This is a genomic window from Paenibacillus terrae HPL-003 (assembly GCF_000235585.1).
Taxonomy (GTDB): domain Bacteria; phylum Bacillota; class Bacilli; order Paenibacillales; family Paenibacillaceae; genus Paenibacillus; species Paenibacillus terrae_B.
Genome location: NC_016641.1, coordinates 3,743,454 through 3,768,945, shown reverse-complemented (window position 1 = coordinate 3,768,945; position 25,492 = coordinate 3,743,454). Strand labels below are relative to the sequence as shown.

At 48.1% G+C, this 25,492-nt stretch carries 21 protein-coding genes and 2 pseudogenes; 8 read left to right on the top strand and 15 right to left on the bottom strand.

Annotated features, from left to right (window positions below; translation table 11 throughout):
• Positions 1–9: 9 nt before the first annotated feature.
• From HPL003_RS17160 to HPL003_RS17125, 9 genes and pseudogenes are all read right to left on the bottom strand, one after another.
• Entirely contained in the window at positions 10–648 is a 639-nt protein-coding gene (locus HPL003_RS17160; RefSeq protein ID WP_014280971.1) for a GDSL-type esterase/lipase family protein, read from the bottom strand.
• Positions 649–774: 126 nt separating this feature from the next.
• Entirely contained in the window at positions 775–1,197 is a 423-nt protein-coding gene (locus HPL003_RS17155) for a GNAT family N-acetyltransferase (RefSeq protein WP_014280970.1), read from the bottom strand.
• Positions 1,198–1,241: 44 nt separating this feature from the next.
• Entirely contained in the window at positions 1,242–1,796 is a 555-nt protein-coding gene (locus tag HPL003_RS17150) for a nucleotidyltransferase family protein (RefSeq protein WP_014280969.1), read from the bottom strand.
• Positions 1,797–1,816: 20 nt separating this feature from the next.
• Complete coding sequence (locus tag HPL003_RS17145) at positions 1,817–3,070, bottom strand: MDR family MFS transporter (RefSeq protein ID WP_043922426.1); 1,254 nt, start codon at positions 3,068–3,070, stop codon at positions 1,817–1,819.
• A 34-nt stretch (positions 3,071–3,104) separates the two neighbouring features.
• Positions 3,105–3,389 (bottom strand): annotated as a pseudogene (locus tag HPL003_RS27675) (ATP-binding protein); the annotation flags it as partial.
• A gap of 201 nt (positions 3,390–3,590) precedes the next feature.
• Entirely contained in the window at positions 3,591–4,049 is a 459-nt protein-coding gene (locus tag HPL003_RS17140; protein ID WP_014280966.1) for a MarR family winged helix-turn-helix transcriptional regulator, read from the bottom strand.
• Between the two features lie 181 nt (positions 4,050–4,230).
• Positions 4,231–4,677: a VanZ family protein gene (locus HPL003_RS17135; RefSeq protein WP_014280964.1), complete on the bottom strand. Its 447-nt coding sequence runs from the start codon at positions 4,675–4,677 to the stop codon at positions 4,231–4,233.
• Complete coding sequence (gene rpiA / locus HPL003_RS17130; protein ID WP_014280963.1) at positions 4,677–5,345, bottom strand: ribose-5-phosphate isomerase RpiA; 669 nt, start codon at positions 5,343–5,345, stop codon at positions 4,677–4,679. The genes HPL003_RS17135 and rpiA overlap by 1 nt, the downstream gene beginning before the upstream one ends.
• A 60-nt stretch (positions 5,346–5,405) precedes the next feature.
• On the bottom strand, positions 5,406–5,876 hold the full coding sequence (locus tag HPL003_RS17125) for a GNAT family N-acetyltransferase (RefSeq protein ID WP_014280962.1): 471 nt from the start codon (positions 5,874–5,876) through the stop codon (positions 5,406–5,408).
• Between the two features lie 470 nt (positions 5,877–6,346).
• Between HPL003_RS17125 and HPL003_RS17120 the strand changes: the two genes are divergently transcribed.
• From HPL003_RS17120 to HPL003_RS17110, 3 genes are all read left to right on the top strand, one after another.
• Positions 6,347–8,116 (top strand): methyl-accepting chemotaxis protein, encoded by a 1,770-nt coding sequence (locus HPL003_RS17120; protein WP_014280961.1) that lies wholly within the window; start codon positions 6,347–6,349, stop codon positions 8,114–8,116.
• Between the two features lie 118 nt (positions 8,117–8,234).
• The gene (locus HPL003_RS17115) at positions 8,235–11,930 is read left to right on the top strand and encodes a non-ribosomal peptide synthetase family protein (protein ID WP_014280960.1); all 3,696 of its coding nucleotides are present in this window, start codon (positions 8,235–8,237) and stop codon (positions 11,928–11,930) included.
• Between the two features lie 117 nt (positions 11,931–12,047).
• Positions 12,048–13,046, top strand: a complete 999-nt coding sequence (locus tag HPL003_RS17110) for a polysaccharide deacetylase family protein (protein ID WP_014280959.1) — start codon at positions 12,048–12,050, stop codon at positions 13,044–13,046.
• 88 nt (positions 13,047–13,134) lie between these two features.
• Here HPL003_RS17110 and HPL003_RS17105 read toward each other — a convergent pair whose 3' ends face one another.
• Both HPL003_RS17105 and HPL003_RS17100 read right to left on the bottom strand, forming a co-directional pair.
• The gene (locus HPL003_RS17105) at positions 13,135–13,755 is read right to left on the bottom strand and encodes a TraX family protein (protein ID WP_014280958.1); all 621 of its coding nucleotides are present in this window, start codon (positions 13,753–13,755) and stop codon (positions 13,135–13,137) included.
• A gap of 35 nt (positions 13,756–13,790) precedes the next feature.
• Positions 13,791–14,507, bottom strand: coding sequence for a CBS domain-containing protein (locus tag HPL003_RS17100; protein WP_014280957.1), 717 nt, complete (start codon positions 14,505–14,507; stop codon positions 13,791–13,793).
• Between the two features lie 185 nt (positions 14,508–14,692).
• On the opposite strand from HPL003_RS17100, the gene fsa reads away from it, so the two are divergent.
• From fsa to HPL003_RS17080, 3 genes are all read left to right on the top strand, one after another.
• Positions 14,693–15,340 carry a fructose-6-phosphate aldolase gene (gene fsa, locus HPL003_RS17095; RefSeq protein WP_014280956.1) on the top strand — a complete coding sequence of 216 codons (648 nt, stop codon included), beginning with the start codon at positions 14,693–14,695 and terminating at the stop codon, positions 15,338–15,340.
• Positions 15,341–15,546: 206 nt separating this feature from the next.
• Positions 15,547–16,002 (top strand): MarR family winged helix-turn-helix transcriptional regulator, encoded by a 456-nt coding sequence (locus tag HPL003_RS17085; RefSeq protein WP_014280954.1) that lies wholly within the window; start codon positions 15,547–15,549, stop codon positions 16,000–16,002.
• Between the two features lies 1 nt (position 16,003).
• Complete coding sequence (locus HPL003_RS17080) at positions 16,004–17,203, top strand: MFS transporter (RefSeq protein WP_014280953.1); 1,200 nt, start codon at positions 16,004–16,006, stop codon at positions 17,201–17,203.
• Positions 17,204–17,274: 71 nt separating this feature from the next.
• Here HPL003_RS17080 and HPL003_RS17075 read toward each other — a convergent pair whose 3' ends face one another.
• Together HPL003_RS17075 and HPL003_RS17070 are read right to left on the bottom strand one after the other, a co-directional pair.
• Positions 17,275–18,585: an MFS transporter gene (locus tag HPL003_RS17075; RefSeq protein ID WP_014280952.1), complete on the bottom strand. Its 1,311-nt coding sequence runs from the start codon at positions 18,583–18,585 to the stop codon at positions 17,275–17,277.
• A 90-nt stretch (positions 18,586–18,675) separates the two neighbouring features.
• Positions 18,676–20,391: a methyl-accepting chemotaxis protein gene (locus HPL003_RS17070; protein WP_014280951.1), complete on the bottom strand. Its 1,716-nt coding sequence runs from the start codon at positions 20,389–20,391 to the stop codon at positions 18,676–18,678.
• A gap of 279 nt (positions 20,392–20,670) precedes the next feature.
• On the opposite strand from HPL003_RS17070, the gene HPL003_RS17065 reads away from it, so the two are divergent.
• A complete protein-coding gene (locus HPL003_RS17065; protein WP_014280950.1) occupies positions 20,671–21,621 on the top strand; it encodes a serine hydrolase domain-containing protein in 951 nt (316 codons plus the stop codon).
• A gap of 148 nt (positions 21,622–21,769) precedes the next feature.
• On the opposite strand, the gene yicI is transcribed toward HPL003_RS17065, so the two are convergent.
• Positions 21,770–24,094 carry an alpha-xylosidase gene (gene yicI / locus HPL003_RS17060; RefSeq protein ID WP_014280949.1) on the bottom strand — a complete coding sequence of 775 codons (2,325 nt, stop codon included), beginning with the start codon at positions 24,092–24,094 and terminating at the stop codon, positions 21,770–21,772.
• Between the two features lie 204 nt (positions 24,095–24,298).
• Here yicI and HPL003_RS17055 point away from each other — a divergent pair, with 204 nt between their 5' ends.
• A complete protein-coding gene (locus HPL003_RS17055; RefSeq protein ID WP_014280948.1) occupies positions 24,299–25,249 on the top strand; it encodes a helix-turn-helix transcriptional regulator in 951 nt (316 codons plus the stop codon).
• Here the strand turns inward: HPL003_RS17055 and HPL003_RS30355 are convergent.
• A pseudogene (locus tag HPL003_RS30355) lies at positions 25,231–25,359 on the bottom strand (Crp/Fnr family transcriptional regulator); the annotation flags it as partial. The gene HPL003_RS17055 and the pseudogene HPL003_RS30355 overlap by 19 nt on opposite strands.
• Positions 25,360–25,492 lie beyond the last annotated feature (133 nt).

Genomic DNA, 25,492 nt, shown 5'->3' with positions numbered 1-25,492 from the left:
CTTCTACGCTCACCGTAATGGTGAATAGCCAAGCCGATTCAGCTCCTCCGCAATGACGTGATAGCCGCGACTGTTCGGATGCACCCGATCCAGCGAGAGCAGTTCCCTTTCGTTGCCCTCAAACGCAGGGTAAATGTTCGCCACCCGGTAATTCGGACCGCCCAGCGTAGCGAGAAATGAGTTATATTGGCGCACATATATCCCCGCCACCCGCACGCCTGGCAAAGGATTATACAACCCCACCATTCGAATGATAAATGGCTCACGCTGGCCGGATTTTATCTGATACAGGGCATGTACGATTTGGCGTACATGTTCTTTCGTGCGGTTCACCGCTTGCGGAATGGACGATGCAGATGAACCGGAGCCTCCAGCAAGGGCGCTGACGTATGGGCGCAGATCATTCCCGCCGATCGTCACCGTTATGAGTTCAGCCCGACTCAACGCCGACCGAAAGAGCGGATTGTTGTGGATCAAAGACAGCAGTTCCTGCGATGTCAGTCCGTTGATTCCCAGATTCTCGTAACTGACTGGAGTACGAAGACGTTTTTCCGCCATCCGCCGATAGGTAGGCACAAATCCGCCAGTCAGCAGCGTCCCGGCACCTGTCGTTAATGAATCTCCTATAGCCGTGTAGTGGTAACCCATTGGAACCCAACTCCCCCGCTAATGCCTTTGCAACCAAAGGCACATCAACTTTTACATGAGAATGATGTCAATTCCCGACATATCATATCTTATGTAAAAAAAGAGACGCGGGACCCGGAGATTCGCTTATTCTTCGTCCATTTCATACACACAATGAAATTGCCCATCCTCGGACAAGTCCTCCGATCCGTATACGGCAAAGCCCACGTTGCGAAAAAAATCTGCCCCTTCCGCATCCGTGTCCACAGTCAGCCGTTTCGGATTACGCTCCTGAATGAGCGTAAGCAGCATCCCTCTGGCATATCCTCTGTGACGGTTTTCGGGCAACACGGCCAGATGCCGGATTACGGTGGTTCCATCCTCCTGCTCCTCAAATCCGACAATACCTACAATAAGCCCTTCATCTTCGACACCGAACAGCTTCCAGTCATCCGAGGCTTGATAGGTACGTAAAGCTGCCTCTCCGCGTTCAGGGTGATCCAGCACGGCGTAGGTTAGCAGCTCCAGAACCTCCTCACGATCTGAATCTGTTTTTATATTTTTAAACATCGTTCGTCTTCTCTCCTTATATCCTGAAATTGGGATTACACACTCTAGTTCTCTAAAATAAGCAACGGCCAGTTATCCAGCCACTGCTTCTCAAATACACGCTGATGAAAAGCTGTCGTGTGGCGGAACAATGGACTTTGGCGTACCCGCATATCCAGCAGATCATTTAATCCATGCGGACAGACGATCTCCATTTGGTCCTCGTCATTCAATCTAACCGCTACTGCCGTAGCCGTCTCAGGCCAGCGGCTCATCGCATCCTCTACCGAAGCATAAGGAGCTGCTCCGTTGCGAAGATGCATCCGCGCCTGATTTTTAACAGACCAGTTGCGTCCCGCCTGCTTGCGGTTCAAGGACAGCTCAAGGTGCTCGTCCCGTTCCTCCAGCGTATTTTTCGGGTCAAAATAGATAACATCTATATCATTCAAAGGCGTCGAAGTTGTATAACCATGCAGCTTGTCCCATACCCGATTACGTACATAACCTGCGGCAATACAGCCTTGCGGCAGCCTCAGCTCCCGCACATAACGCAAATCTTCCAACACCTGCGGATCATTCATATATTGTATGATTCGTAGCACATCTTCTTCCGGCTTCACTCTGCACTCAGCTCCCTTTTCTATGATGACAGTTGCTGCACGGACTCCCCTCCTCGAGCCGCGATCCGGGCTGTACGCTGCGCCAGACGGCGGCGTGCGACCAGCAGGAACGGAATGCCTATCACGACCGACAGCGCAACGGGAACAAAAACGGCAAGCGGCGCTGTTTGACCATAGGTATCCAGCAGCCATCCACCAAACAAAGGAGCAAGCACGCTACCCAGATTGTTAAAGCCAATCGTACCGAAATAGGTCCCTTTATATTGAGCATCTGCAATTTGGTCAATCAATACGTCCAGCATCGTGAACAACAGCACTTCGCCCACTGTAAACAGCACCATATCCAGTATAAACAACCAGCCCGAATTTAACATACCGCATAGCAATAGGCTGACCGCAATACATATATTTCCGGCAATCAAGGAATTCACCGGGGAAAAACGGCTTGCCAGCCGTACAAGCGGATATTGAAAAACCAATACACACACCGCGTTGACTGTAAGCATATATGTAAACCACCGGGTTCCTTCCTCGAAGGATAAGGACAAGAATTGAGGCATTGTGGAATTGGAATGAGCATAACCCATGACGCAAAATACGGTGCCCAGCAAAATCGGCATAAACACCGGATCACGACTGGCTGTACGGAACGCCTCGCCCATCCGCAGTGGAGCCTCTCCCGCCGTTGTCCCTGTACGCAGATCCGATGCATACCGAGCAAATTGGATCAGCAGCAACACTCCGTACAACGCATACACACCAGCCGCTACCATAAACGGTGTACCCGAGGATGCCGATCCTAACATCAAACCAAGCAACGGCCCTGCCACCACACCTACATTAATCGCCGCATATCTCATATTGTAGATGAGCAGTCTTTTTTCCTTGGGGGTTACATCTGATAACAGCGCCCGCGAGGTTGGCTCGAACAAAGATCTGCACAGACCATTCAGAGCATTGATGACGAAAAAGGCCCAGGCCACTTCAGCCAGCGCAAAAGCCACGAATACAAGCGCCCAACTGGCGATGGACACCAGCATCACTTTACGCCGTCCGATCCGGTCGGAAATGTAGCCGCCATAAAAGCTGGCAAAAATGCCAACTAATGAACTGACCGATACGATTATCCCTGTATGGAAAGGGGATACTCCCAACCGGGTGGTCAAATAAATGGACAAAAACGGGATACTCATGGATGTCGCCATCCGACCAAATATAGTACCCGCAATAATCGTCCAAGCCAATGGGTGAATCGAACGCAACTGTTCTTTCATATTTGTTATCTATGTCTCCTTCTCTGCCCTGCTCACTGACGACTCCAAACTGTCCCTTCATCAGTTCAACGAATGAACTGCATATCCATAGTCCCAGTCCGATTCCTCCATATTGTGAGGCACTGCCTTCCTCTGCCTGCACACAGGGCTGAAATAGCTTGATCTGATCCACCGGTGAAATTCCGATGCCCGAATCCTGCACCTCAAACCGCACACGCTGGGAAACCTCTGTCTCTTCTACCAACTTCGTCCGAACAACTAGCATTCCGTCACTCGTAAATTTATTTCCATTATTCAGCAAATTAGGAAGAATATTCATAATTCGTTCCTTCCCCGACAAAGCCGTATTTATATCCATAGACTGTAGCCGGGGGAATACATCCGAGCGTGATATTCGTCAATTATACCTGACTTCCGCCTCTACATTAACCCCGCTACCCAAAAATGCGACAAAAAAATAAAATACCGGGAAACCGGTATTTTATCTAAAAGCATATTTAGCGCGGATATTCGGAGCCTATTAGCCGTTACTTTTCTGTCCCTCAGCCGTTAGCCCCAACTTTTTTAGCAGATGAATGGCCTGCTCTTTCTCTTCTACAGACAAGCCGTCCACTGTCTCCATAATGACGCGATGATGCTGTGGAAATATTTGCTCAAAGAAATGACGTCCCTCGTCAGTCAGCTCAGCATAAATCACACGCCGATCATCTTGTGATGCACGCCGGGTAAGCAGCTTTTTTTTCTGAAGCTTATCTACGACGTACGTAATATTTCCGCTGGAGATCAGCACCTTTTCCCCAATTTTCTGCAAGGGCTGTGGTCCGCGATAATACAACAGATCGAGCACACCAAATTCCGTTGTGTTCAATCCATGACTATGAATATCCCGATTCGTGCGGGATGTGACCGAATTATAGGCTCGAGCCAGCACAACAAACAAGTTAAGCGCCAAGTCCTGATCATCTGGTTTTACAGACATACTAACAGCCTCCGTTACTCATATCTTTATTCAAAGATATATTAATTGCAAACTTTTGTCAAGCTTAACCGTTTCATCCCGTTGTTAATGAGGTCTATTATTTGAAAATTACAGTCTAATATGTAAAAAAGCCCGTCCCCAATCGGTACCAGAAGCACCGTTCGTGAGAGCAGGGCTTTCATCATTCAATCCCTAACCTCTTTCGTAGAAGCTCGAAAACACCCCGGCCGATAAGCATGCCCAGTACATTCAGGATCACATCATCCACGTCCATCGTGCCTGCGCCGAGCAGCATTTGGGACACTTCAAGAATGACCAGCGCGACCACCACTGTCAGCAGCAAGCTACCTAATCTGCGTAAGGATACCCAAATGATAGGCAGAAGGATGCCAAACGGGACGAAAATACCAATATTACCGAGCAAATTGACACCCCATACCCGGAAAGGAAGTGACTGCGCCGCCCTCAGATATCGCCCGATCGTATCCAACGGAACCATATTATACGAATATGGAGGACCCGGTCGTAATGTACGTCCAAAGCCAAGAAACATCCAGTATAATAGCAATCCCATATATAAAATGAATACCACGAAGGCCACAGTACGAAGCAGACGGACGCTAGGCATCACTTGTTTCGAACATCAATCTGTCCATTGGCCCGTGCGATGATAACCTGGTCCGCCATGTTAATGAACAGTCCGTTATCAACCACACCCGGAATTTGATTCAATCGGATTTCCAGCTCTTGCGGGTTCTCAATGGTTCCGTAACGACAATCGACAATATAATTGCCGTTATCCGTAAGGAAACGCTCACCGTCCTTCATGCGCCATTCAGCCTGGCAGCCTGTCTGCTGTATTGCCTCCAACGTCCATACACTGGCAAAAGGTACGACTTCGACTGGTAATGGAAATGCACCCAGCACCTTCACATCCTTGGACTCATCCACAATAATGATTAGCCGGTTGCTGTTGCTTTCCACGATTTTCTCTCTCAGTAAAGCTCCGCCTCCGCCCTTCACCAGCACAAGCTGCTCATTCACCTCGTCCGCTCCGTCAATGGTTACGTCGAGTCGTCCAATCTGATCAAATGGAACGATGGGAATTCCCAGTTCTCTGGCCTGATCCTCCGACGCTTGGGAAGTAGCTACAGCCTGTATATGTAAGCCTTGCGCCACACGCTCACCTATTTTTTGAATGGCCCAATAAGCTGTCGAGCCTGTGCCGAGTCCTACTTTCATGCCGTCCTGAATGGCTTCAACTGCTTTTTCAGCTGCTTTTTGCTTCAAATTCATTGTCATCTCTCCCGCTGTATAGGCTAGTATGGATCATCATTCATTTTATATGAAAACGTTTTATAAAGACACTGTCAGCTTCTTACCATAACAAAGACTATTTTCATCCTCTTCATATTCACCAAATCGTTCAATAGGCTCATATCCCTGCTTCGTATAAAGCGCAATGGCTTCAGGTTGAGCAGCCCCTGTCTCCAGCTTGATTCTTACAGTTCCTCGTTTCCGGGCCTCATCTTCCAGAAAAGCTAACAGACTGACGGCAATGCCTTGCCTGCGATAAGAAGAATCGACATAAAATCGTTTAAGCTCCATCTCTTCCGCATCTATAGGCCTAAGCCCACCGCAAGCGACCGGTTTTGCATCCAAATACACAACAGCGAAAATCATTTCTTTAATTTTTGGATTGGAAAAATCAACCAAGTAAATTTCATCAGCAGGATACCTTTCCAGCAAATCTTCATCCAGCCTTTGAATCAATTCATGCAGATCTGCATGATCGCTTTTAACCTTTACAATCGTAAGCCTGGCCATTCTCTTCACCCCTCTCCCTATGTCGTGTTGTTATATTGACTCATTTTGCAAGGAATCCGCAAAAACCGCGGCAAATCAAGCATTTGTAACGCCAAATATGAAAAATGTCCCAAATTTACGAGTGCATTTGATTCTATTATAAAGTATGATGGTTTCTATTGGATACCTACTTGAAGCCTGAAATGAATTCGAATTTCAAGTTGAAGTATAAAATGGAATATACTGAAATACACACAGGAATTACCCGGTAAAAATTAAATTTTTATTGAGCTAGGTATTCATTTCAAGGGCTTTTCGTACGACATATATATAGGGATACATACTTATCTAAAAAAGGACTAAAGACCTATTAACAAAACTTCAAGAGGTCTATTTCCTTAATAACTATGTTTGTAAGGGGGACTACATTATCTCATTGGATAAGCGGTTCAACACCATATACAAAAATTACAACCAGGGAGTGGAACATTTTGAAAAAGTGGAGTAGCTTATCTTTCTTCACCAAGAACTTATTATTATCCTTCTTCAACATCGTATTGATCGGGCTAGTCCTCATCGTGTCCAGCTATTTGATCCAACGTACGATTTTGATAGACCAGCTACATGGGCAAGTTGAAAAAATCACATTAAAGTGGGCTGAGGGAATTAATGTAAATGAAGTAACCCAAGCCGTTCAGGAAAAAAGTTATGATGGTCCCGTTCAGGCAAAACTCCGCGCTTATCTGGATAACATCATGGCGACGAATCCGAATATATCTCACGCCTATATTTTCGGGACGGAGCTCGAAAATGGCAATTTGACATCCATTGTGGCGATGCCAACAGATCTCAGAGAAGCATTTGAAAAGGATAAGCTGCTCGTTGGCTCTATGTACGAGCAACCCAATGTCGTGGCAGTAGGCGTAACTGGTATGCTGGACAGTGGCAAACCAACATTCACCAGCTTCTACGATGATTCTTTTGGTACATGGACGACTTTGATGACTCCAATTAAAGATCCAAGTGGCAAAATCTTTGCATATTTTGCAGTCGATGCAGATGCCGGTGCCGTACCTGCCGGATTGACCAAGCTGCTCGTTAGTGGCGCTACCATTTTAGTGATTTTCCTACTGATCTGCCTGGCGCTTCAATATTGGGTGGTGAAACGCACGTTATCCCCTATTAAACAACTGATGTTCGGTATCAGTGAAGTAAGCCGGGGAAACCTGGACGTTCAGATTCAAGCAGGGCAAGACGATCTGGGCGTTGTGAATAGAAACTTCAACGATATGGTAGGTCATATTAACAGCATTATGACCAAAGTGAAGCTGACAACGGATGAAGTGAATGAATCGGCGAAAGAATTACTCGCAATCTGCGAACAAAACGGGATCAATTCAAACATCATCAATCAGAACATCAATGAAATTACGGGAAATATCCGTTCACAGGAAAAGGCAACAGGTGATAGCGCACGTGCCATGGCTGAAATGGCCTCGGTTATCCAAAATATTGCCGCCAGTTCCGCCACCGTTGCAGAGGAAGCCAATTCGGTAGAGAAGCGTTCTAATGAAGGCAATGAAATCATGGGCAAAGTTTCTTCACAAATGCATTTGATTACCGATACAGTTACGAATACATCCCGTATTATCAAGTTACTGAACGACCGTTCACAGGAAATTGGTAATATCATCGGTACGATTTCGGGCATTTCCAGCCAAACGAACCTGCTTGCCCTGAATGCTTCTATTGAAGCAGCGCGTGTCGGTGAGGAAGGTAAAGGCTTTGCCGTGGTTGCCAGCGAAGTACGCAAGCTGGCAGAACAAACAGCGGATGCAACGAAACAAATCACACCGCTGATTGAAGAGATTCAAAGTGAAATCGGTCAGGCTGTGAAGTCGATGGAACAAGGTAACGTTGAGGCACAGAGCGGAATCGTCGTAGCCGGACAAGCAGGCGATCTGTTCAATAGCATACTTCAAGCAACCAAAACAGTAGCATGGCAAATTCAAGAAGTATCCAGCGCTACCGAGGAAATATCTGCCGGTACGCAGGAAATGACGGCGACAGCGGATGAACTTTCTTCCACCGTAAGCAAGACAGCCAGCAACAGTGTTCACATTGTGCAAACGGTTGAGGAACAAAAAGCTTCTCTGGATTCCATCATTGAGTCGTCCCATAAACTGTCTTCCATGTCGGAAGAGCTTCAGGAAATTACTTCTTACTTCAAAATTGCAGACCCTAACCGCACCAAATCATAATTTCATAAGTAAGTCGTTCGGTAGTGCCTCCCTCCTATTCATGCATTTGAAGGGATCGGAGGCATTTACTGACTTTAGCAATCATATTACGACATCATACGTTCAGGAGGTTAGCGTAATGACTTCATTGCTACAAAACAGTACACAAACAGCGCCATCCCCATTCCTGGTTCCTTTGGATTTTGCACGTCTGCAACGCAAGTATACATACTCTGCTTATCAGGTAGAGTTAGAACCATCCATTTCGAAGCTGTTGCATCAGCAAACGACGGCGGAAGAACAACATGCTCTGCTTCTGTCTGTGTATGCGGCATGGTTGCATCGTCTGTCCGCAGAAGAAGAAGTCTCCTTCTCTACTTTGGTGCCTCAACCTGGTGTACTCACGGCTTCGCTGACGATGGAAAAGAATACTACTTTCCATGAGCTAACAGGCTTGTTTCAGGACATGCTCCATAAACCACATGCTTATCTGGCAGACCCGCAAGCTGATACCTCGTTCTCGGTAAATCTGCTGGCAGATGAAGGCGCAGAGCCTCGTATCATGGATTGGGCTGTCATCGAGAGCAACGGCACTTACCAAATCCAGATTCGATATGATGATTCACTTCTTCTGGAAACAACGGTTGTCCGGTATGCAGAATACTTCGAATTACTACTGCGTGGCGCACTCACCAACAGCCATGCCCTTGTCGATTCGATTGACATCTTATCCGAAGCAGATCGAGCAGCTCATGAAGCCTTAAATAATACAGTTGTGAAGTATCCTGAGCATCAGACCATTCATGGAATGTTCGAGGAAGCCGCTTCGCAATATCCTGATCGTCCGGCCATCGCTTCCCACGCCGGGGAATATACGTACCGTGAGCTTAATGAACGTGCCAATCAAGTCGCACGTGTGCTGTTGTCCAAAGGTCTTGCCAAGGGCGAATTCGTGACCATTTTCATGGAGCGAAGCCTGGAAACCGTCATTTCTCTGCTTGGTATCCTGAAAGCTGGGGGCGTATATGTACCCGTCGATCCAGCCCATCCAGCCGACCGGAGTAGCTACATCGTCGAGGACACGCGTTCTCCCTTCGTCCTCACCACCTCCGCGCTCGCCGGGCAAGCTGCTGAACTATGCGGCTCCATTGAGACGGTAAAAGAAATTTTGGCCATTAACGGGCCTTTGGCAGGCTATGCTGCAAGCAATCCAAACGTTAACGTAGGACCAGATGATCTCGCTTATGTAATCTATACGTCCGGCTCGACAGGCAAGCCGAAAGGTGCCCTGATCGCTCACCGTGGCGTCGTTAACCTGGGGGCTGTCGTACAGCGCGATTGCGACATTACGCCTCAGGATGTATTAACTCAATTCGCCACCTATAGTTTTGATGCATCCGTTTGGGATACGATTGGAGCCTTGTTCTACGGTGCAAAGCTGTACCTGCTGTCCTCCGAAGAACGCGTGTCTGTTGAAGAATTCGCAGAAGCCATCGCACGCACAGGCACGACGATCATTACCATCTTGCCAACCGTATTTTTTAATCAGCTATCCACGTATTTGTCGGACGAGGGCTACCGCAAATTGGCTAAGGTACGAATTGTCACCGTGGCAGGCGAGGCGCTATACGGCTCACAAGTCCGGGCGTTCCAAAGCAAATTCGGTACAGATACAGACATCGTTAACGTGTATGGACCGACTGAGTGCACCGTAGCAACGACGACCCACCGGGTTCGTGGTGCTGTGCCTGAGCACGTCGTCAACATCCCGATCGGTAAGCCGATCTACAACTACAAAGTCTATATCGTCAATGATGATAACAAGCTATGCCCGATTAACATTCCGGGAGAAGTATGTATTGCTACGCCAGCACTGGCTCATGGCTACCTCCATCAGCCGGAACGGACAGCACAATCGTTTGTGGACAACCCATTTGTTCCCGGTGAAAAAATGTACCGCTCAGGCGATATCGCCAAGCTGCTGCCAGACGGTACGATTGAATACGTAAGCCGGAAGGATTCACAGCTCAAAATCCGGGGCAACCGGATCGAAATCGGAGAGATTGAAGATCATTTCTCCAAGCATCCGGGGGTTCAGGACGTGTCTGTCGTAGCCGTCAAGGATCACACGGATCAAAATATGCTGGTCGGCTATTACACCACTTCGGACGGACAGTCTATTCCGCAAGACGTGATTCAGTCTTATATTGCGGGCAAGCTGCCTTCCTATTTTGTACCGAGCCATGTCGTTCATCTGGAAGCTATGCCGATTTCACCGACTGGCAAGATTGACCGCAAGAAGCTGGCCCTGCTTCCGCTTCCCGAGGCGTCCGACAGCTCCTACGGCGGGGAACCTCTTCGCGAAGGAACTGAAACGCTCATTGCTGAAGCATGGACACAGGTACTTGACAAAGCCAACATCGGCGCAACGGATGACTTCTTCCTGATCGGTGGCGACTCCCTTCGTGTCATTCATGTGCTGGCTATTTTGAAGCCGCGTTATGGTGCGTTGCGCATTGGAGACTTTTTCCGCTACAAAACCGTTCGGGAGCTTGCCGAATACGTGGAGCAACTGGGTACAGAACAAACGCCGCAACGCAAAGCACTAGCGGTTCCACAAGAAAAAACTGACCTGAATGAGCATCCTATCGAGCTGTCGGGCACTGCGGATATAGACGAATTGCGCGACATGAATGTTGTATTATTGACCGGGGCTACGGGTTATCTCGGTTCGCACATTCTGTATGACCTGCTTCAACGGACAGAAGCCAAGGTGTACGCGATGGTACGCCCATCACAGGACGGGCCATCCGGTATTGAACGTATACAGGCTGTATTGACAGGATATTTTGGACAAGATGTCTCCACCCTGATCGAAGGACGAGTCAAAGCCGTGTACGGTGATCTGGAGCAGGCAGACCTTGGTCTCTCTGCCTTTGACCGCCATATGCTGGAGCAACAAATTGACGGCATTATTCACAGCGCCGCTGACGTTCGCCATTTTGGTGATTCGGCTGCCTTTGACCGTACGAATGTAACCGGAACACTAGAACTGCTGAAAATTGCTCAGGCCAAGCCAGGTGTATCCTTCCATCATGTCTCAACTATGGGCATACCGGAGGATCTGGCGAATGAAGGACAATGGGAATCCGTACTGGAACTGTCCTCCTTCCCGGACGAGCTACAGGTGGACAACCTGTACACGAACAGTAAGCTCGCAGCGGAGAAGCTGTTGTTCCAAGCGGCTCAGTCAGGCACGCCTGTCTCTATCTACCGTGCAGGCAATTTGACGGCCCACTCGGCTAACGGACGCTTCCAGCGCAATATCGACAGCAACGCCTACTATCGGATGATGAAGGCCATGCTGCTGCTGGGCAAAGCGCCACAGGCTGATTGGCATACAGACTTTACGCCGATTGACTATGCGAGCCGCGCCATTGTAGAGCTATCTGTGCATCAAAAAAGCGCGAACCGCATTTTCCATATCTGCAATCCGAACCCGCTGCCGTATGATGAGCTGATCGCTATGGTCAACCAGCTTGGATATGCAGTAGACACAATGCCTTTTGATGATTATAGCGCTTGGCTGCTGAACCCCTCTTCCGGTATTCAGGAGGACGCGCTGCACCTTGCTATGGGTCAGCTTGAAGGTGATGGGGCCAAGGATTCCGCTTACCGATATAGCTGCCCTGTGACCGCCGCGCTACTAGATCAGGCTGGCGTTCAGTGCCCGACAACTGATCTGGAGTTTATTCGAAATATGATCCAGCATGCGGTCGAGATCGGATATTTCCCTATCGCGTCATCGGTATCCACAAAAGCAACACAGAGGTAACAAAGTTGTGATATTTTCCCCGCGTGTATTAGGTATGATAGACTAGATTTTGCTAGTTGATATCGGGTTTACATATCTATACCTTTAGAATTTCTGCATGCGGGGGATGTCATTCATATGAAACACGTCATATTCAAAAGAACAATGCTTATTATGAGCATGTTAGCTATTTTAGGGATTTTGGTGTACGAAGCACGCGCCATCTACCATCCCCCCCTGGTTAAAGGGACTCACCGTACACGCACGGCAAATGCAGATCGACTGGTACGGCACCTATTCTCTCTGACACCAACGCCGGATAAAGTATATTACCAGGACAAGGTTATTGTCCTGATGTATCATGAAGTAACCAAAGCTCCACCCGATCCCGGCGCGCTCAAGCTCAGCAATTTTACGAAGCAACTGGATGAAATGAAAGCCAACGGCTTCCACTGGATTACGATGAAAGAGTATACGGACTTTATTCTACATAAAGCCAAGGTGCCCGATAATGCTGTACTTATGACCTTCGACGATGGCTATGAATCTTTTTATACAGACACCTTTCCCGTGTTGAAAAAGTACCGTGTACCCGCAACCAATTTTCTCATCACATCCACGATCAGTAATCCCAAGCACATCGGTATCCCGAAGCTGACATGGGAACAAATCGAGCACATGCATGCCGAAGGTGTTGATTTCTACAACCACACCAATGACCAGCATGCATATGGGTACTCGAATGTAGCACGCACCAAGGAAAAACCGCTTCTCATGGCTCCCGTATATTCGAAAAAGCTGGGGCGTATGGAAACCGAGGACGAATTTAAACAGCGGGTTTACAACGATTTGGACACCGCCGACAAAAAGCTGTTCAAGCATCTCCACAATGATCGTAACGTTCTGGCCTTTCCGTATGGAGGATATACCAAGGAAACGCTGGAAATTTGCCGCGCTCTGGGCATTGACGTTACCTTCACGGTGAAGCGTGGCATTAACTCACCTGGACAAACGAATGGCTATCGCGTTAATGCAGGTGGGATATACAATATTCCGGAAGTATTGGTGCAATACATGAAGGAAGGCGCTCCGGAACGACCGTTGCCGTTTGCGCAAGGTCCTAACAAAGCGTCCTAAACTTGGGAATAAAAAAGAACCTTTGAAACCATCTATATCGTGGTTTTGAAGGTTCTTTTGCTGATTTTGAAGATGATGAGCTTTATGATTAGAACCAGAGACGAATGGCCGCAATAACAGCCAGATGCACCGGATAAAAGCTACGCCACAACCAGCGCGGTACCCGGCTATAAAATCCGCTTTTCCCGGATGCAAAGCATGCGATAAGAATGGTGGACAGCAGGCTAAAATGCTGGAGATTCGCGTGATGCACCATATCATACAAGACGTTCAGCGCAAAATGTGCCACAACCATCATATAGGAGCGGGTATAGCGGTAAATGAGGACAAGCAACAGTCCATAAGCTCCGTAATCCATCAGGCTAAGCTCCATGACCAGAGCTGTGAGCACATATAAGCCTGTTATAGTCGCCCAATTCTTCAATCGCGACGCAGCAGCCAGCGCCAGCAACGAGATCAGCAGCGTCCAGACCACGTTCGGCCTATACACATCAAACGCCAGCATATAGGGCACCTGAGAAATCAGAGCGATTCCGAGCAAGCGGAGCATATAGCTTCGCATATTCCGAGTGCGGGCATACCCCATATACAGCGCATAGGCATAGATTGGAAAAGCAAGCCTGCCGGCAATTCTCCAGGCCGGATCAGTCGGGAAAAATACGAGTCCGACATGATCAATCAGCATTGTCAGCATGGCCAACCAGTACATATAAGGCCCCCTTTTTACTTATTTTACGACTTCTTTTACGTCTTCTCTTCCGTTAAGCTCAAAATAGCGTTCATGATATCCGTTTTGGTAACCCTACCCACCAATCCATTGGCTTGAACGAAGGAGGTCTCGATACACTGCTCGTCCATGACCGGAAGGCAATTGACCTGATGACGAACGAGTCTGGATATCGCCTCCAGCAGAGAATCCCCCGGAGTGAGTGTCGTCATTTGGGCGCGTCGCGTCATTGCCATCGTTACCGGAACGGCGTGAAGATCGGTATGCCCCAGCGTCACCTTCAGCAGATCCTTGCGAGTAACAATTCCGATCAGCTCTTGATCCTCTCCCGTGACCATCAACGTACCGGTATTTTGCTGAAACAACATCAGTACCGCATCATAAGCCGTAGCGTCACCAGATATTAAAATCGGATCACTGAGCACATCAGCCACAGTCAGCTTTTTGAGCATGGTGCCAACATGACTGTCGTATTTAGGGTAGCGGCCTGGCAGATATCCTACCTTCGGCTTGGCGTCTACCAGACCGAGCATGACGAGTAGCGCAAGATCGGAACGGAGGGTAGGTCGCGTCAGCCCCAACTCCTCAGCAATTTTATCCCCCGTAACAGGCGCCAGGCGCTGGACAATATCAACAATTTCACGCTGTCTTTCAGACAGTTGAATAATGATTACCTCCTTATGAAATGGGGTAGTATACATTATAGATGAGCATAGATCGGGAAATTTCCGCATTTTCCGACAATTCATCAAATTTTAATCAAAGACAGCTTGTTTTCAATTTTAAAATGTGTCACAATTGAGTATGTAATACATACTAATTATAAGTTTAACGTGTGCAATATGCTAGCTTTTATTTAGCTGATGTACATGGTGTGTGATATGTATTATGAATTAAAAAAACCTGAGGAGGAAATCAAATGAAATTTTTCTTGGATACTGGTAACATTGAAGAAATCAAACGTATTGAACGTTTGGGTCTGGTTGATGGTGTAACAACGAACCCTTCGCTGATCGCTAAGGAAGGTCGGGTGTTCAAGGAAGTCATTCAGGAGATTTGCGGTATTGTTGAAGGTCCCGTGAGTGCTGAGGTCATTGGCTTGAAAGCCGAGGATATGCTCAAGGAAGCTTATGAGATTGCCAAATGGGCACCGAACGTTGTTATTAAGCTGCCTATGACTGAAGACGGTTTGTATGCTTGTAACGAACTGACCAAAAACGGGATTAAAACGAATGTAACGCTGATTTTCTCCGCAGCTCAAGGTTTGATGGCTGCCAAAGCTGGCGCTACTTTTATCAGCCCGTTCGTAGGACGTCTGGATGATATCGCTGTTGACGGTATGAAGCTGATTCGTGAACTGAGACAGATTTTAGACATTCATGGTCTGAAATCCGAAATCATTGCAGCCTCCATCCGTAACATCAAGCATGTGGAAGATGCTGCTCTGTCTGGTGCGCATATTGCCACCATTCCTGGTTCCCTGCTCCCTTCCCTGTGGAAACACCCGCTGACTGACAGCGGTATTGAACGCTTCCTGAAGGACTGGGAAACTGTACCTAAAGCCTAATTCGCCCGAAACGGCAAAACTATATTGCTTTAACCTGAACAGCCCGCATTTTGCGGGCTGTTTTTTTCGTCCGTATCATTTCTCCAATGAAGTCCAGCTCAAAGTAAACGGTAAATAAAGTACAACTTTTTTTGACAGAATAACTTGTTTTACATATAATTGTTTTAACAATTAATTTATGTACGGAAAACAGAAAGGAGCTACTCATGAATAACTTGCCCCCGGATTGTTCCATCGGCATGCTGCTCGGCATTACCCACCGCAAGATGAGCCAGCAGCTTATGCATCGGCTTAAACCTTATGATATTTCCCCTGAGCAATGGTCGGTTTTGTATCAAATCTACCAGGCAGAAGGTCTCAATCAGAAGGAAATTGCAGCTAAGGCGGTCAAGGACCAGCCGACTACGACCCGAATTATTGATTTGTTGGACAAAAAGGGTTGGGTGCAGCGTGTGAATAGCCCACAGGACCGTCGAGCCTATTTGCTTCATTTGACTGAAGCCGGTCGACAGCTCGTGGAGGAAACTCTTCCGGTCGAGCGCGACGCCAACCACGATTTTATGAAGGGAATTTCCCCTGCTGATCTGGAGCAATTTCGCCAAACTCTTTTACAAGTCCACGCTAACCTGACTCAATCGGAAAAACAAGGAGATAATGACTAACATGCAACAAGGTAAGCAGCCTCTTTGGACCAAGGAATTTATCGTTTTAACCGTATCTAATCTTTTTTTATTTCTTGAATTACAGATGATCGTATCTTCCATTCCTGCGTATGTTAAAAATACATTCCACGCCAGCTCCGTTCAGGTCAGCCTCGTCACTACGCTGTTCGCATTGAGCGCGATTGTGGCAAGGCTTTTTTCAGCCCGTATGCTGGAAAAAGGGCATCGCAATACCCTGATTTTCATCGGTCTGCTACTCGGATTAGCGGGTACGCTCGGATACAGCGTTTCACCAACGATTACGGTGCTGCTTCTCATGCGCATGCTGTTTGGCATCGGATTCGGTTTGAGCAGTACCGCCTTTCCGACCATGGCCTCAGATGTCATTCCTGCCAAGCGTCTCGGTGAAGGAATGGGGTATTTCAGCTTGTCCACCAGCCTGGCGATGTCGATTGGACCGACCATCGGTATTTCGATGCTGCAATATGGCAGTTTTAATCTGCTGGTATATACGACCTCAGCTGTCATTGTCCTCATTTTCCCGTTGGCCTACTGGCTGATTCGCACCCTGCCGAAAGGACATGTTGAGCCGCCGATGGTTCCTTTGGAAGAAGGACGAAAACCGGCTTTTAATCGCAAGCTCTGGATTCCCGCCTTGCTGAACATGCTCATGTCTATTACGTACGGCGGATTGATCGGCTTTATGGCGCTTTACGGAGATGAAGCCAATTTGTCGCACCCGGCCTATTTTTTCCTGTTTAATGCGTTGTCCGTCCTGATCGTACGTCCCTTCTCAGGCCGTATCTATGATAAAAAAGGAGCAAAAGCGCTGCTCATCCCCGGTTCCCTGTTCCTGTTCGGCGGTCTCATCCTGCTCTCCTACGCGCACAGTGATGCCTTCATGTATCTGTCTGCCCTTTGCTATGGCGTCGGTTTTGGCGTAATGCAGCCGACTTTGCAAACGTGGATGATTCAGGTCGTGTCGCCCAAGCAGCGGGGCATGGCAAACGGTATGTTTCTAAACTCCCTCGATTTCGGGATCGCTGCCGGAGCACTTATTCTTGGTATTATCGCCAAAGCCAGCGATTATGCGTGGATGTATCGCCTTTCCTCGCTGTTTATCGTATTGTTCCTGCTCATCTATATCATTCAGCTTGCTGTAGGTCGCAAGCCCAAAACGCGTGTCCCTGTCGAGGGGTAAAGCATATTTCAAAAAGAGCACCCAACACCATGGTTTCATGGAATCGGGTGCTCTTTGGTTTTAGATCGCTCTTATTTGGCCGGGGTTTTGCGTCTCAGCTTGGAAGAAAGCGGCTTTTTCCGGGATACGTCTGTCTGCCCTCCGGTCACGTTCATACGTTCATCGGATTTTTCGTCTGAGGTTTCATCTTGCTTAGGTTTGACCGCAAACAGCATGAGCAGAGCCGCAATTCCGCCCACTCCAGCCATCACGCCAAAAAGCAAACCATGTCCACTGCTTCCAATCAGCAAGGAAACAACCGGAGGACCTAGTGACACCCCGACAAAGCGCATACTGCTGTACAGGCTGGTAATCGTTCCGCGCTCCTCTTTTTCAATCCCTTTCGTAATCAGGGCATCCAAACAAGGCAATGCCAGTCCGATTCCGGCCCCTCCCAATGTAAACAGTCCGATCACCGCATAAATATGTTGAAAAAATCCGAGAATGCCGAAGCTGATCGTCAACACGGCCAAACCGGAAAAACCGATCCATTTCATCCGTTTTTTGTGCTTGCCGATGATTTTCCCACCGATATAAGAGCACAGACAGAGAGAAACCAGCGGAATCGCCAGCACGAACCCTTTCCAGACCCCACGAAGGTTGTAACGACTTTCCAGTATGTCGGATAAGTAGAACAGGACGCCAAAAATGACAAACATACAAATGCCGCCCACGGCGAAAATAGCATATAGCCAGCGTCCTTTTTCGGCAAGCACTTGCTTCACATTTCCCACAAACTCGCGAAACGTTATCGGTTGGTTTTTACGCTTGGGCGCATGAATCAGCCAAAGCACCAAAATGAGCGAAATCAGGCAGAGGCCCGGAATCACTGCCAACGGCAAAAACCAAAGGACTGCGCCCAATGCCGCACCCAGAATGGGGCTTAGCACTTTACCGAATGTATTATAGGTCTCGACTACACCCAGGTTTTTGCTGGCTTCTTCCTCGTTCTCATACAAATCCCCCACGAGGGGAATGACAATGGGAAAAGCTCCCGCCGCTCCAACCCCCTGAAGCAACCGCCCCCCAATAATGGTCCAGTATGCTGCCTGATCATGGAGCAGCCATGCCCCCACCGCAGAAATTCCCCCACCAATCACCGTCAGGATCAAGCAGGGCACAATCACCGCCTTGCGACCAAATCGGTCGGAGAGATATCCCGCGATTGGAATCAGCAAAATGGCAACTACCGCATATACCGTAATTAACATGCTAATGCGAAAGGAGCTGACATGTAGCTTACGTCCGATTTCCGGCAAAACAGGAATCAGCATGGAATTGCCCAGCGTCATCATCAGCGGGATGGAACCTAATGCAAGCAGATTCCCTTTATTTCGTTGCATCCCGTTACCACCTTTGCAAAAGTAATAACACAGCTGTCCAAAATGGTTCAACAAGTGTTATTGTGTTTACATTAGTGTGGATTTATACAGCTACACCTTAAATCCTCCAACCCTTGCATTCAGCAATTTCGACATTTCTGCCAGCGTATGAATGGATGACGCGATATCCTCCATGGAAGCCTGCTGCTCCTCAGCCGCTGCGCTGACGCTCTGGGTTCCGCCTGCGGACTGTTCCGCCACTTCGCGGATGCGCTCCACGGCTCCCACCATTTGCCCCGATCCGGTGGACATTTGTTCCACAGACCGATTTACGCTGTGAATCTGTTCGCTGACCTGCTGAATGGAGGTGCCAATCTGGCGAAATGCCGTTTCGGCCGATTCCATGATCTTCACACCTGACTGCACTTCAATGGTTCCAGCTTGCATGGTTGATGCAACATTACCCACATGGTCCTGAATATGCTGCACAAATTGTGTAATTTCCGCTGCTGAAACGGATACCTGATCAGATAGCCTTCTTACCTCAGATGCTACGACAGCAAATCCTCTGCCCTGTTCTCCTGCTCTGGCGGCTTCAATCGACGCGTTAAGCGCCAGCATCCCTGTCTGCTTGGCAATGCCGGTAATGACAGAACCGATCATTCCAATCTGTTCAGCCTGTTCACTAAGCAGACGTACAGCACGAGCAGAGCTATCTACACTTTCGCTTACCTTTTCCATCTGCCTCATCGCCTGACCGATGGATTGCTCTCCTGCTTCTGCGTCCTTGGCAGCCGTATCCGACAGCTTGTACACCTGCTGGCTCGTCACCGCAATATGCTCAAGTCCATGAGCAAGCTCTTTTACTGCATTTGTAGTCTGTGTGATGTCATCGACCTGATGCTCCATGCCAGTCGCCAGCTCTTCCATCACACCGGAAGTATGACGATTGGCCTGATTCATTTCTTCAGTGCTCAGGCTTACCCGCTCGGCGGTCACAGATAACGTACGGGCTGTATCCTGAGCATCCACAATAATATTGCGAAAGCCCGTGATTAGCTTGTTGTACGAGCTGGCAATCATGCCAATCTCGTCCTTGGTCGTAATGTCGAGTTGACTACGCAAATCTCCGCCGCCCGCTGACATCTCCAGCAACTGTTCATTCATATGGTACAACGGTCGGATGGAACGAATCAAAATGATCGATTGTGCAATACTGTAAATGATAATAAGACAGCCCAGAATGCTCGTAATCCAGATCGTGTTGTTAATGGTTTGGTGGGCTTCTTGTACTTTCGTCGCTACCATATCCTCCTGAGATTTAACGAACGCCATCATTTTCACATCAAGCTGTTTCCGTAAAACCCGTTCATTTTCATATATATCGAGTAAATCCGAAAATGGGGGAAACGTATCGATCGTACTGCGGTAACCCGCTGTATTTAGTAATCCATGGACGCGGTTGAAATAGGCATTGATTCCCATTTTCAAATCATCCATCGTTTTCTTCGTATCTCCTTCGTTCAGATCGAGCAAAGCTTCCGTTTGCTGAAGCAGTTTCACAATTTCGCTCTGCTTGCTTTCAATCCCTTTTCCATATTGTTCATCCCGGGTTAATAAGTATCCTCGCTCGTCATTTGATATCCCGTTTAATAAAAACTGAAGAGACTTTGAATTATATACAATGGCCTCTTCACGATTCACAATATCCTTGTATTTATTCTCATTTTGTACGCTCAGAATGTAGTTTGTCAGCAGCATGGCTGCAATTACACCCGGAATAAGCAGCGCACTAAGAATCATTTTAGCCTTAATCGTTAAATTCATGAATCGGTCCCCCAGTTATGTCTGAATATAATGTCAACTTACTATATATCGTTTAATTCGGTGAAGTTTTTGAATGAAACAAGAAAAGTGTATAGTATTTTCAATGCAATTGTGACAATGTGGTGAATTAATATGTTCTTTTCTGAAATAAAAACAAAAAAAGTAACGCCATCCTTATATTCATCTCTTATTAGATGCTCATGGGATTAGTCGGATTGGTGCTCTTTAAAAATGATATACTATTTATTTATGTACTATAAATGTCAAGGAGGGACTTTCTTGAGTAGTCTGGAACTTACACCGCTTGTTTGCGGGCTAACCGAGCTGGAAATCCGTAGCTGCCTGATCTTCCAGCATGGGAGCATGGCGCTGGAATACTACCGTGAACCTCAATTTGCGAATGAACTCTATAAAATCAATTCCTGCACCAAAAGCGTGATGGCCGCATTAGTCAGCATCGCCATGGATCAGCAAATCGTACCACAGCCGGGTACGCCTATCCTTGAATTTTTTCCCCAGATTGCCGAGGATAGCGATACGCGAAAGCGTGATATTACGCTTGAACATCTGTTAACGATGTCCGCGGGCTTTAACTGGACTGAATTTGGCGGGCAAAATTCATTTCCGACGATGAGCAAAACATCAGACTGGGTGCAATTTGTGCTGTCGCAGCCGCTCGCTAATGTACCCGGTACGCAAATGGAGTACAACTCCGGCTGTTCTCAGCTTCTGGCTACCATTTTGCGTCGTGCTTCTGGACAAGCAGTAGCTGAATTTGCCGAGCAGCAATTATTCCAACCGCTGGGTATCGAAAGCTACCACTGGGAAACCGATCCTCAAGGCACTCATACGGGTGGCTTTGGGCTGCATCTCAAACCCATGGACATGCTCCAATTTGGCCTGCTTTATCTGAACGAAGGGAGCCGGGAAGGCCGTCAGTTCATCCAGGCAGAGATAATCCGACAATCCACTCGTGCGCTCCTACCGACGGCCAAACCCCAAAAGGCCTTTTACGGCTGGCACTGGTGGGCTTCGTCCTTTTCAGACGAAACGGAGAAAAGCACTGAAACGGATTATTATTACGCGCTCGGCTTTGGCGGTCAATACATTGTTGTCGTCCCGCCTTATGACATGGTGGTTGTTGTTACTGCTGACAAGTTCAAAAAGAAGCGGACTCCTGTGGATATATTCAGGCAGTACATAGTACCGATGCTTGTTCAGCAAGGGTAAATAAAAATCGAAACCTGAGTTGAAAATCGCCATTACGACTCTAAAGCAAAAAAAGGGCCTGCCCGTTTGATCAGGCAAGCCTCTTTTTGCAATACATCGCTACACTAAGGAATGGCGAATTTTACTTGTGCGCGAGAGTGTACATGACCTATCCCAAGTGAATGGTAAGCTCCTGCTGTCCGCTTGAGGCTGGTGTAATGATCACACCCTGCTCTCCCGCTTGACTGCTGCCGCCCTCGACCTGAATAGCTTCGTGAATGCTCCGCAGTACCAGTGACCATGGTTTAACCGCACCCTCAGCCTTTACTGTAATCACAGCATCCTTGCGACTGGCAGTGACGGTCAGCTCTTCTTCACCAGAAGTGTTCACGATAACCGTCCGAGCCTGCTGTCCTTCACCCAGCTCGAACAAGTGAAAAGCCACTTGTTCTGCATAATCATAATCCGGACGGCTGTCCTCATGACCGATCGCCAGCAGCGTGTTCGGCTTCACCAGCACGGGCAGGGTTGTAAAATCGTGATGCTCGTTAACCCAGCGACCACCTGTTACGGTTTCATTCGTCAACAGATTCGTCCACTGGCCCTCCGGTACATAATAATGCACGTTGCCTTCTTTATTAAAGATCGGGGCCACCAAAATGGAATCGCCCAGCATGTATTGCAGATCCAGCGTTGCACAGGTCGGGTCCTGTGGGAATTCCAGCACCATTGCCCGCATCATCGGCAGACCCTTCACCGAGGATTCCACAGCGGACGGATACAGATACGGCATCAATGAACATTTGAGCTTCGTAAAGCTGCGTACCACATCCACCGATTCTTCATCGAACAGCCAAGGCACGCGATACGATTCATTTCCGTGCAGACGGCTGTGGGAAGACAAAAGTCCAAATTGTACCCATCGTTTGTACACGTCCGGCGCAGCCGTTAATTCAAAGCCGCTAATATCATGGCTCCAGAAGCCAAAGCCGCTCAAGCCAAGCGATAAGCCGCCCCGCAGTGATTCCGCCATCGACTCATATGTCGATGAGCAGTCACCGCCCCAGTGAACCGGGAACTGCTGTCCCCCCGCCGTAGCGGAACGTGCGAATAACGCCGCTTCATTTTTACCCAGTTTTTCCTCCAGCACGTCAAATACAGCCTTGTTGTACAAATGCGTGTAATAATTGTGCATTTTCACCGGATCAGAGCCGTCATGATACACCACATTCGTAGGAATCCGCTCGCCAAAATCAGTTTTAAAACAATCCACACCTTGATCCACCAGCACCTTCAGCTTATCCTGATACCAGGCCACCGCAGCTGGATTGGTAAAGTCAACCAGCCCCATACCCGCCTGCCACATATCCCATTGCCACACGCCGCCATCGGCGGTTTTGACCAGATACCCGTTCTCCATGCCTTCATCGAACAAAATGGATTTTTCCGCAATATACGGGTTAATCCATGCGCAAATTTTGAGTCCCTTCGCTTTCAAACGCTGTAGCATACCTTCCGGGTCGGGGAACATATCTTGATCCCATTGGAAATCGCACCATTGGTATTCCTTCATCCAGAAGCAGTCAAAATGGAATACGGAGAGCGGCAAATCACGCTCAGCCATCCCGTCCACAAAATGATTCACCGTTGCTTCATCATAATCGGTCGTGAACGAGGTGGTCAGCCACAAACCAAAGGTCCAGGCTGGTGGTAATGCGGGCTTGCCCGTCAATTTGGTGTAATTATCCAGCACCTCTTTAGGATTGGCTCCGCCAATAATAAAATACTCTAACGATTCGCCAGAGACGCTAAACTGCACCTTCGAGACATTTTCCGATGCAATTTCATACGATACCTTTTCCGGATGATTGACAAACACACCATACCCTTTATTAGACAGGTAAAATGGAATGTTTTTGTACGCCTGCTCACTGCTTGTGCCGCCGTCCTCATTCCAGATATCGACCACCTGCCCATTTTTCACAAATGGAGTGAAGCGTTCCCCGAGGCCGTATATGTACTCCCCGATTCCCAACTCCAGCTGCTCCCGGAAAAAAGGCTGATCCTGTGGATCTGTAATGTATCCAGGCCCACGATGTCCGCTCCCCGTGATTTTACGATCCTCCACATAAAAACCTACGTCCCAGCTCTTTCCACGGCCGACACGCACACTCAGATTGCCGCTTTTCAGCACCGCTGCGTCCTCGCCTACCGTAATATCCACCTCTGTTGGCAAGGTATGAATTTCAAAATCCGGTCCATGATGCACCCGCCCCTTGTGGTGGTTAAAACGTACCCGAATGACATTCGGCATCGGCGAGCTATAGGTCGCTTTCAGCAACGCCCCGTTCAGGGTGTCTCCTTTATGCTCGATCCGGTGGGTCGACGCATATACCGTCATGGAAGCATCGTCCGTCACAATATCACGGATTTCCGCAGGATTTTGGATCTCATAGCCTTTGCGGACCATCCAATAGCCATCTGTAAATTTCATCTGTTTATTTCCTCCGTTTCGATCTATATATTGTTGAACCCAAAATATTGTTGAACCCAAATAAAATTGCTTGTTGGATTTTCTCGAAATCCTTACTATAATAATATTGATTTATGAAAGGGTTTACTTCTTTTATTTTGACGTATTGTATCAATATTTTGATATTTTCTATACAAAACAAAAATCAGGAAGGGAGTGGGTGAAATGAATCGGGAAATGTTGCGGGAAAACCGTATTCATGGTAATCCCATGTATCCGGTCAGCGTGTATCCGAGCGTAGAGCAGTTGAACGGAAACAGCGTGCTGGAGTCTCATTGGCATGAGGAAATGGAGTTTATCGTCGTAGAGCAGGGTAGCGCCGTCTTTCAGACGGATATGGAATACACCGAGGTCAGCGAAGGTGAAGCTCTTTTTGTCAACAGCGGAGAGCTTCACGCCGGATATTTAAAAAAAGCTCCAAGTTGCGTATTCTCTGCTGTGGTGTTTCATCCCGATCTGCTGCACAGCCGGACACAGGATACGGTGCAGGAGCAGTTTATCGACCCTTTTATCAGCAAAAAGCTCGTCGTTCCCCCTCACATTCGCGGGGTCCTGCCTTGGGAACAGGAGGTGCTGACCGCGCTGCGCCTCATCATCACCAGCCATGAGCAGAATGCGCCAGCCCGTGAGCTGGCGACCAAGGCACAGCTCTATGGCATCATCGCCAGCATGTATCCTCATATGACCCCGGCTAACGGAGAGGACGTGATTATGGCAGGTCAACGCAGCAAAGTCGAACGGATCAAAAAAGCGCTGGCGTACATCAACAGTCATGCTCATGAGCCCATTCGTTTGCGAGATATCGCGGATGAGATCCGTATGAGCGAGGGACACTTTTGCCGTTTCTTCAAGCAGATGGTGCAAAAAAGCCCGGTCGAATACATCAATTACCACCGGGTTCAGAAGGCTTGCAGACTGCTGGAGCAAAGTGACCGCAAGGTGGTCGATATTGCGCTGGAGGTTGGCTTTGATAATCTGAGCTATTTTATCGCAACCTTTAAAAAATGGAACGGCATGCCCCCTTCGCAATATCGCAAGCAGCACGAAGCAGAGCAGATGCTTGCAGCAGCCCCCTTTGTCACAGATATATATTCTCAGCCATCTGCTAAAGTGTAGAATAAACGGAATAATCCCTCTGAGCAAAAATAGGCATGATTCACAGGTTCACCCGTTTCGATCAGATACGTTCCCTGATGTACATGCTTTACATGGGTTCGTTCTACAAATACGGTAATACGGATACATATACTCATTGCTCCCCGGAATTCTTAAATAGAAGGAAACCTTTTTGATTTTTAAATACAGAAAACAGGGGCTATCCCTCCAGTCTTTACAGACCTTATAGGACAACCCCTTTCA

Bases quoted from the DNA above. Each gene is read 5' to 3' on its own strand.
- HPL003_RS17070 (WP_014280951.1), bottom strand. From the start codon at position 20,391: ATGAATTTAACGATTAAGGCTAAAATGATTCTTAGTGCGCTGCTTATT.
- HPL003_RS17055 (WP_014280948.1), top strand. From the start codon at position 24,299: ATGAATCGGGAAATGTTGCGGGAAAACCGTATTCATGGTAATCCCATG.
- HPL003_RS17080 (WP_014280953.1), top strand. From the start codon at position 16,004: ATGCAACAAGGTAAGCAGCCTCTTTGGACCAAGGAATTTATCGTTTTA.
- yicI (WP_014280949.1), bottom strand. From the start codon at position 24,094: ATGAAATTTACAGATGGCTATTGGATGGTCCGCAAAGGCTATGAGATC.
- HPL003_RS17140 (WP_014280966.1), bottom strand. From the start codon at position 4,049: ATGTCTGTAAAACCAGATGATCAGGACTTGGCGCTTAACTTGTTTGTT.
- HPL003_RS17160 (WP_014280971.1), bottom strand. From the start codon at position 648: ATGGGTTACCACTACACGGCTATAGGAGATTCATTAACGACAGGTGCC.
- HPL003_RS17110 (WP_014280959.1), top strand. From the start codon at position 12,048: ATGAAACACGTCATATTCAAAAGAACAATGCTTATTATGAGCATGTTA.
- HPL003_RS17135 (WP_014280964.1), bottom strand. From the start codon at position 4,677: ATGCCTAGCGTCCGTCTGCTTCGTACTGTGGCCTTCGTGGTATTCATT.
- HPL003_RS17155 (WP_014280970.1), bottom strand. From the start codon at position 1,197: ATGTTTAAAAATATAAAAACAGATTCAGATCGTGAGGAGGTTCTGGAG.
- HPL003_RS17085 (WP_014280954.1), top strand. From the start codon at position 15,547: ATGAATAACTTGCCCCCGGATTGTTCCATCGGCATGCTGCTCGGCATT.
- HPL003_RS17075 (WP_014280952.1), bottom strand. From the start codon at position 18,585: ATGCAACGAAATAAAGGGAATCTGCTTGCATTAGGTTCCATCCCGCTG.
- HPL003_RS17105 (WP_014280958.1), bottom strand. From the start codon at position 13,755: ATGTACTGGTTGGCCATGCTGACAATGCTGATTGATCATGTCGGACTC.
- HPL003_RS17100 (WP_014280957.1), bottom strand. From the start codon at position 14,507: ATGCGGAAATTTCCCGATCTATGCTCATCTATAATGTATACTACCCCA.
- fsa (WP_014280956.1), top strand. From the start codon at position 14,693: ATGAAATTTTTCTTGGATACTGGTAACATTGAAGAAATCAAACGTATT.
- HPL003_RS17125 (WP_014280962.1), bottom strand. From the start codon at position 5,876: ATGGCCAGGCTTACGATTGTAAAGGTTAAAAGCGATCATGCAGATCTG.
- HPL003_RS17145 (WP_043922426.1), bottom strand. From the start codon at position 3,070: ATGAAAGAACAGTTGCGTTCGATTCACCCATTGGCTTGGACGATTATT.
- rpiA (WP_014280963.1), bottom strand. From the start codon at position 5,345: ATGAATTTGAAGCAAAAAGCAGCTGAAAAAGCAGTTGAAGCCATTCAG.
- HPL003_RS17115 (WP_014280960.1), top strand. From the start codon at position 8,235: ATGACTTCATTGCTACAAAACAGTACACAAACAGCGCCATCCCCATTC.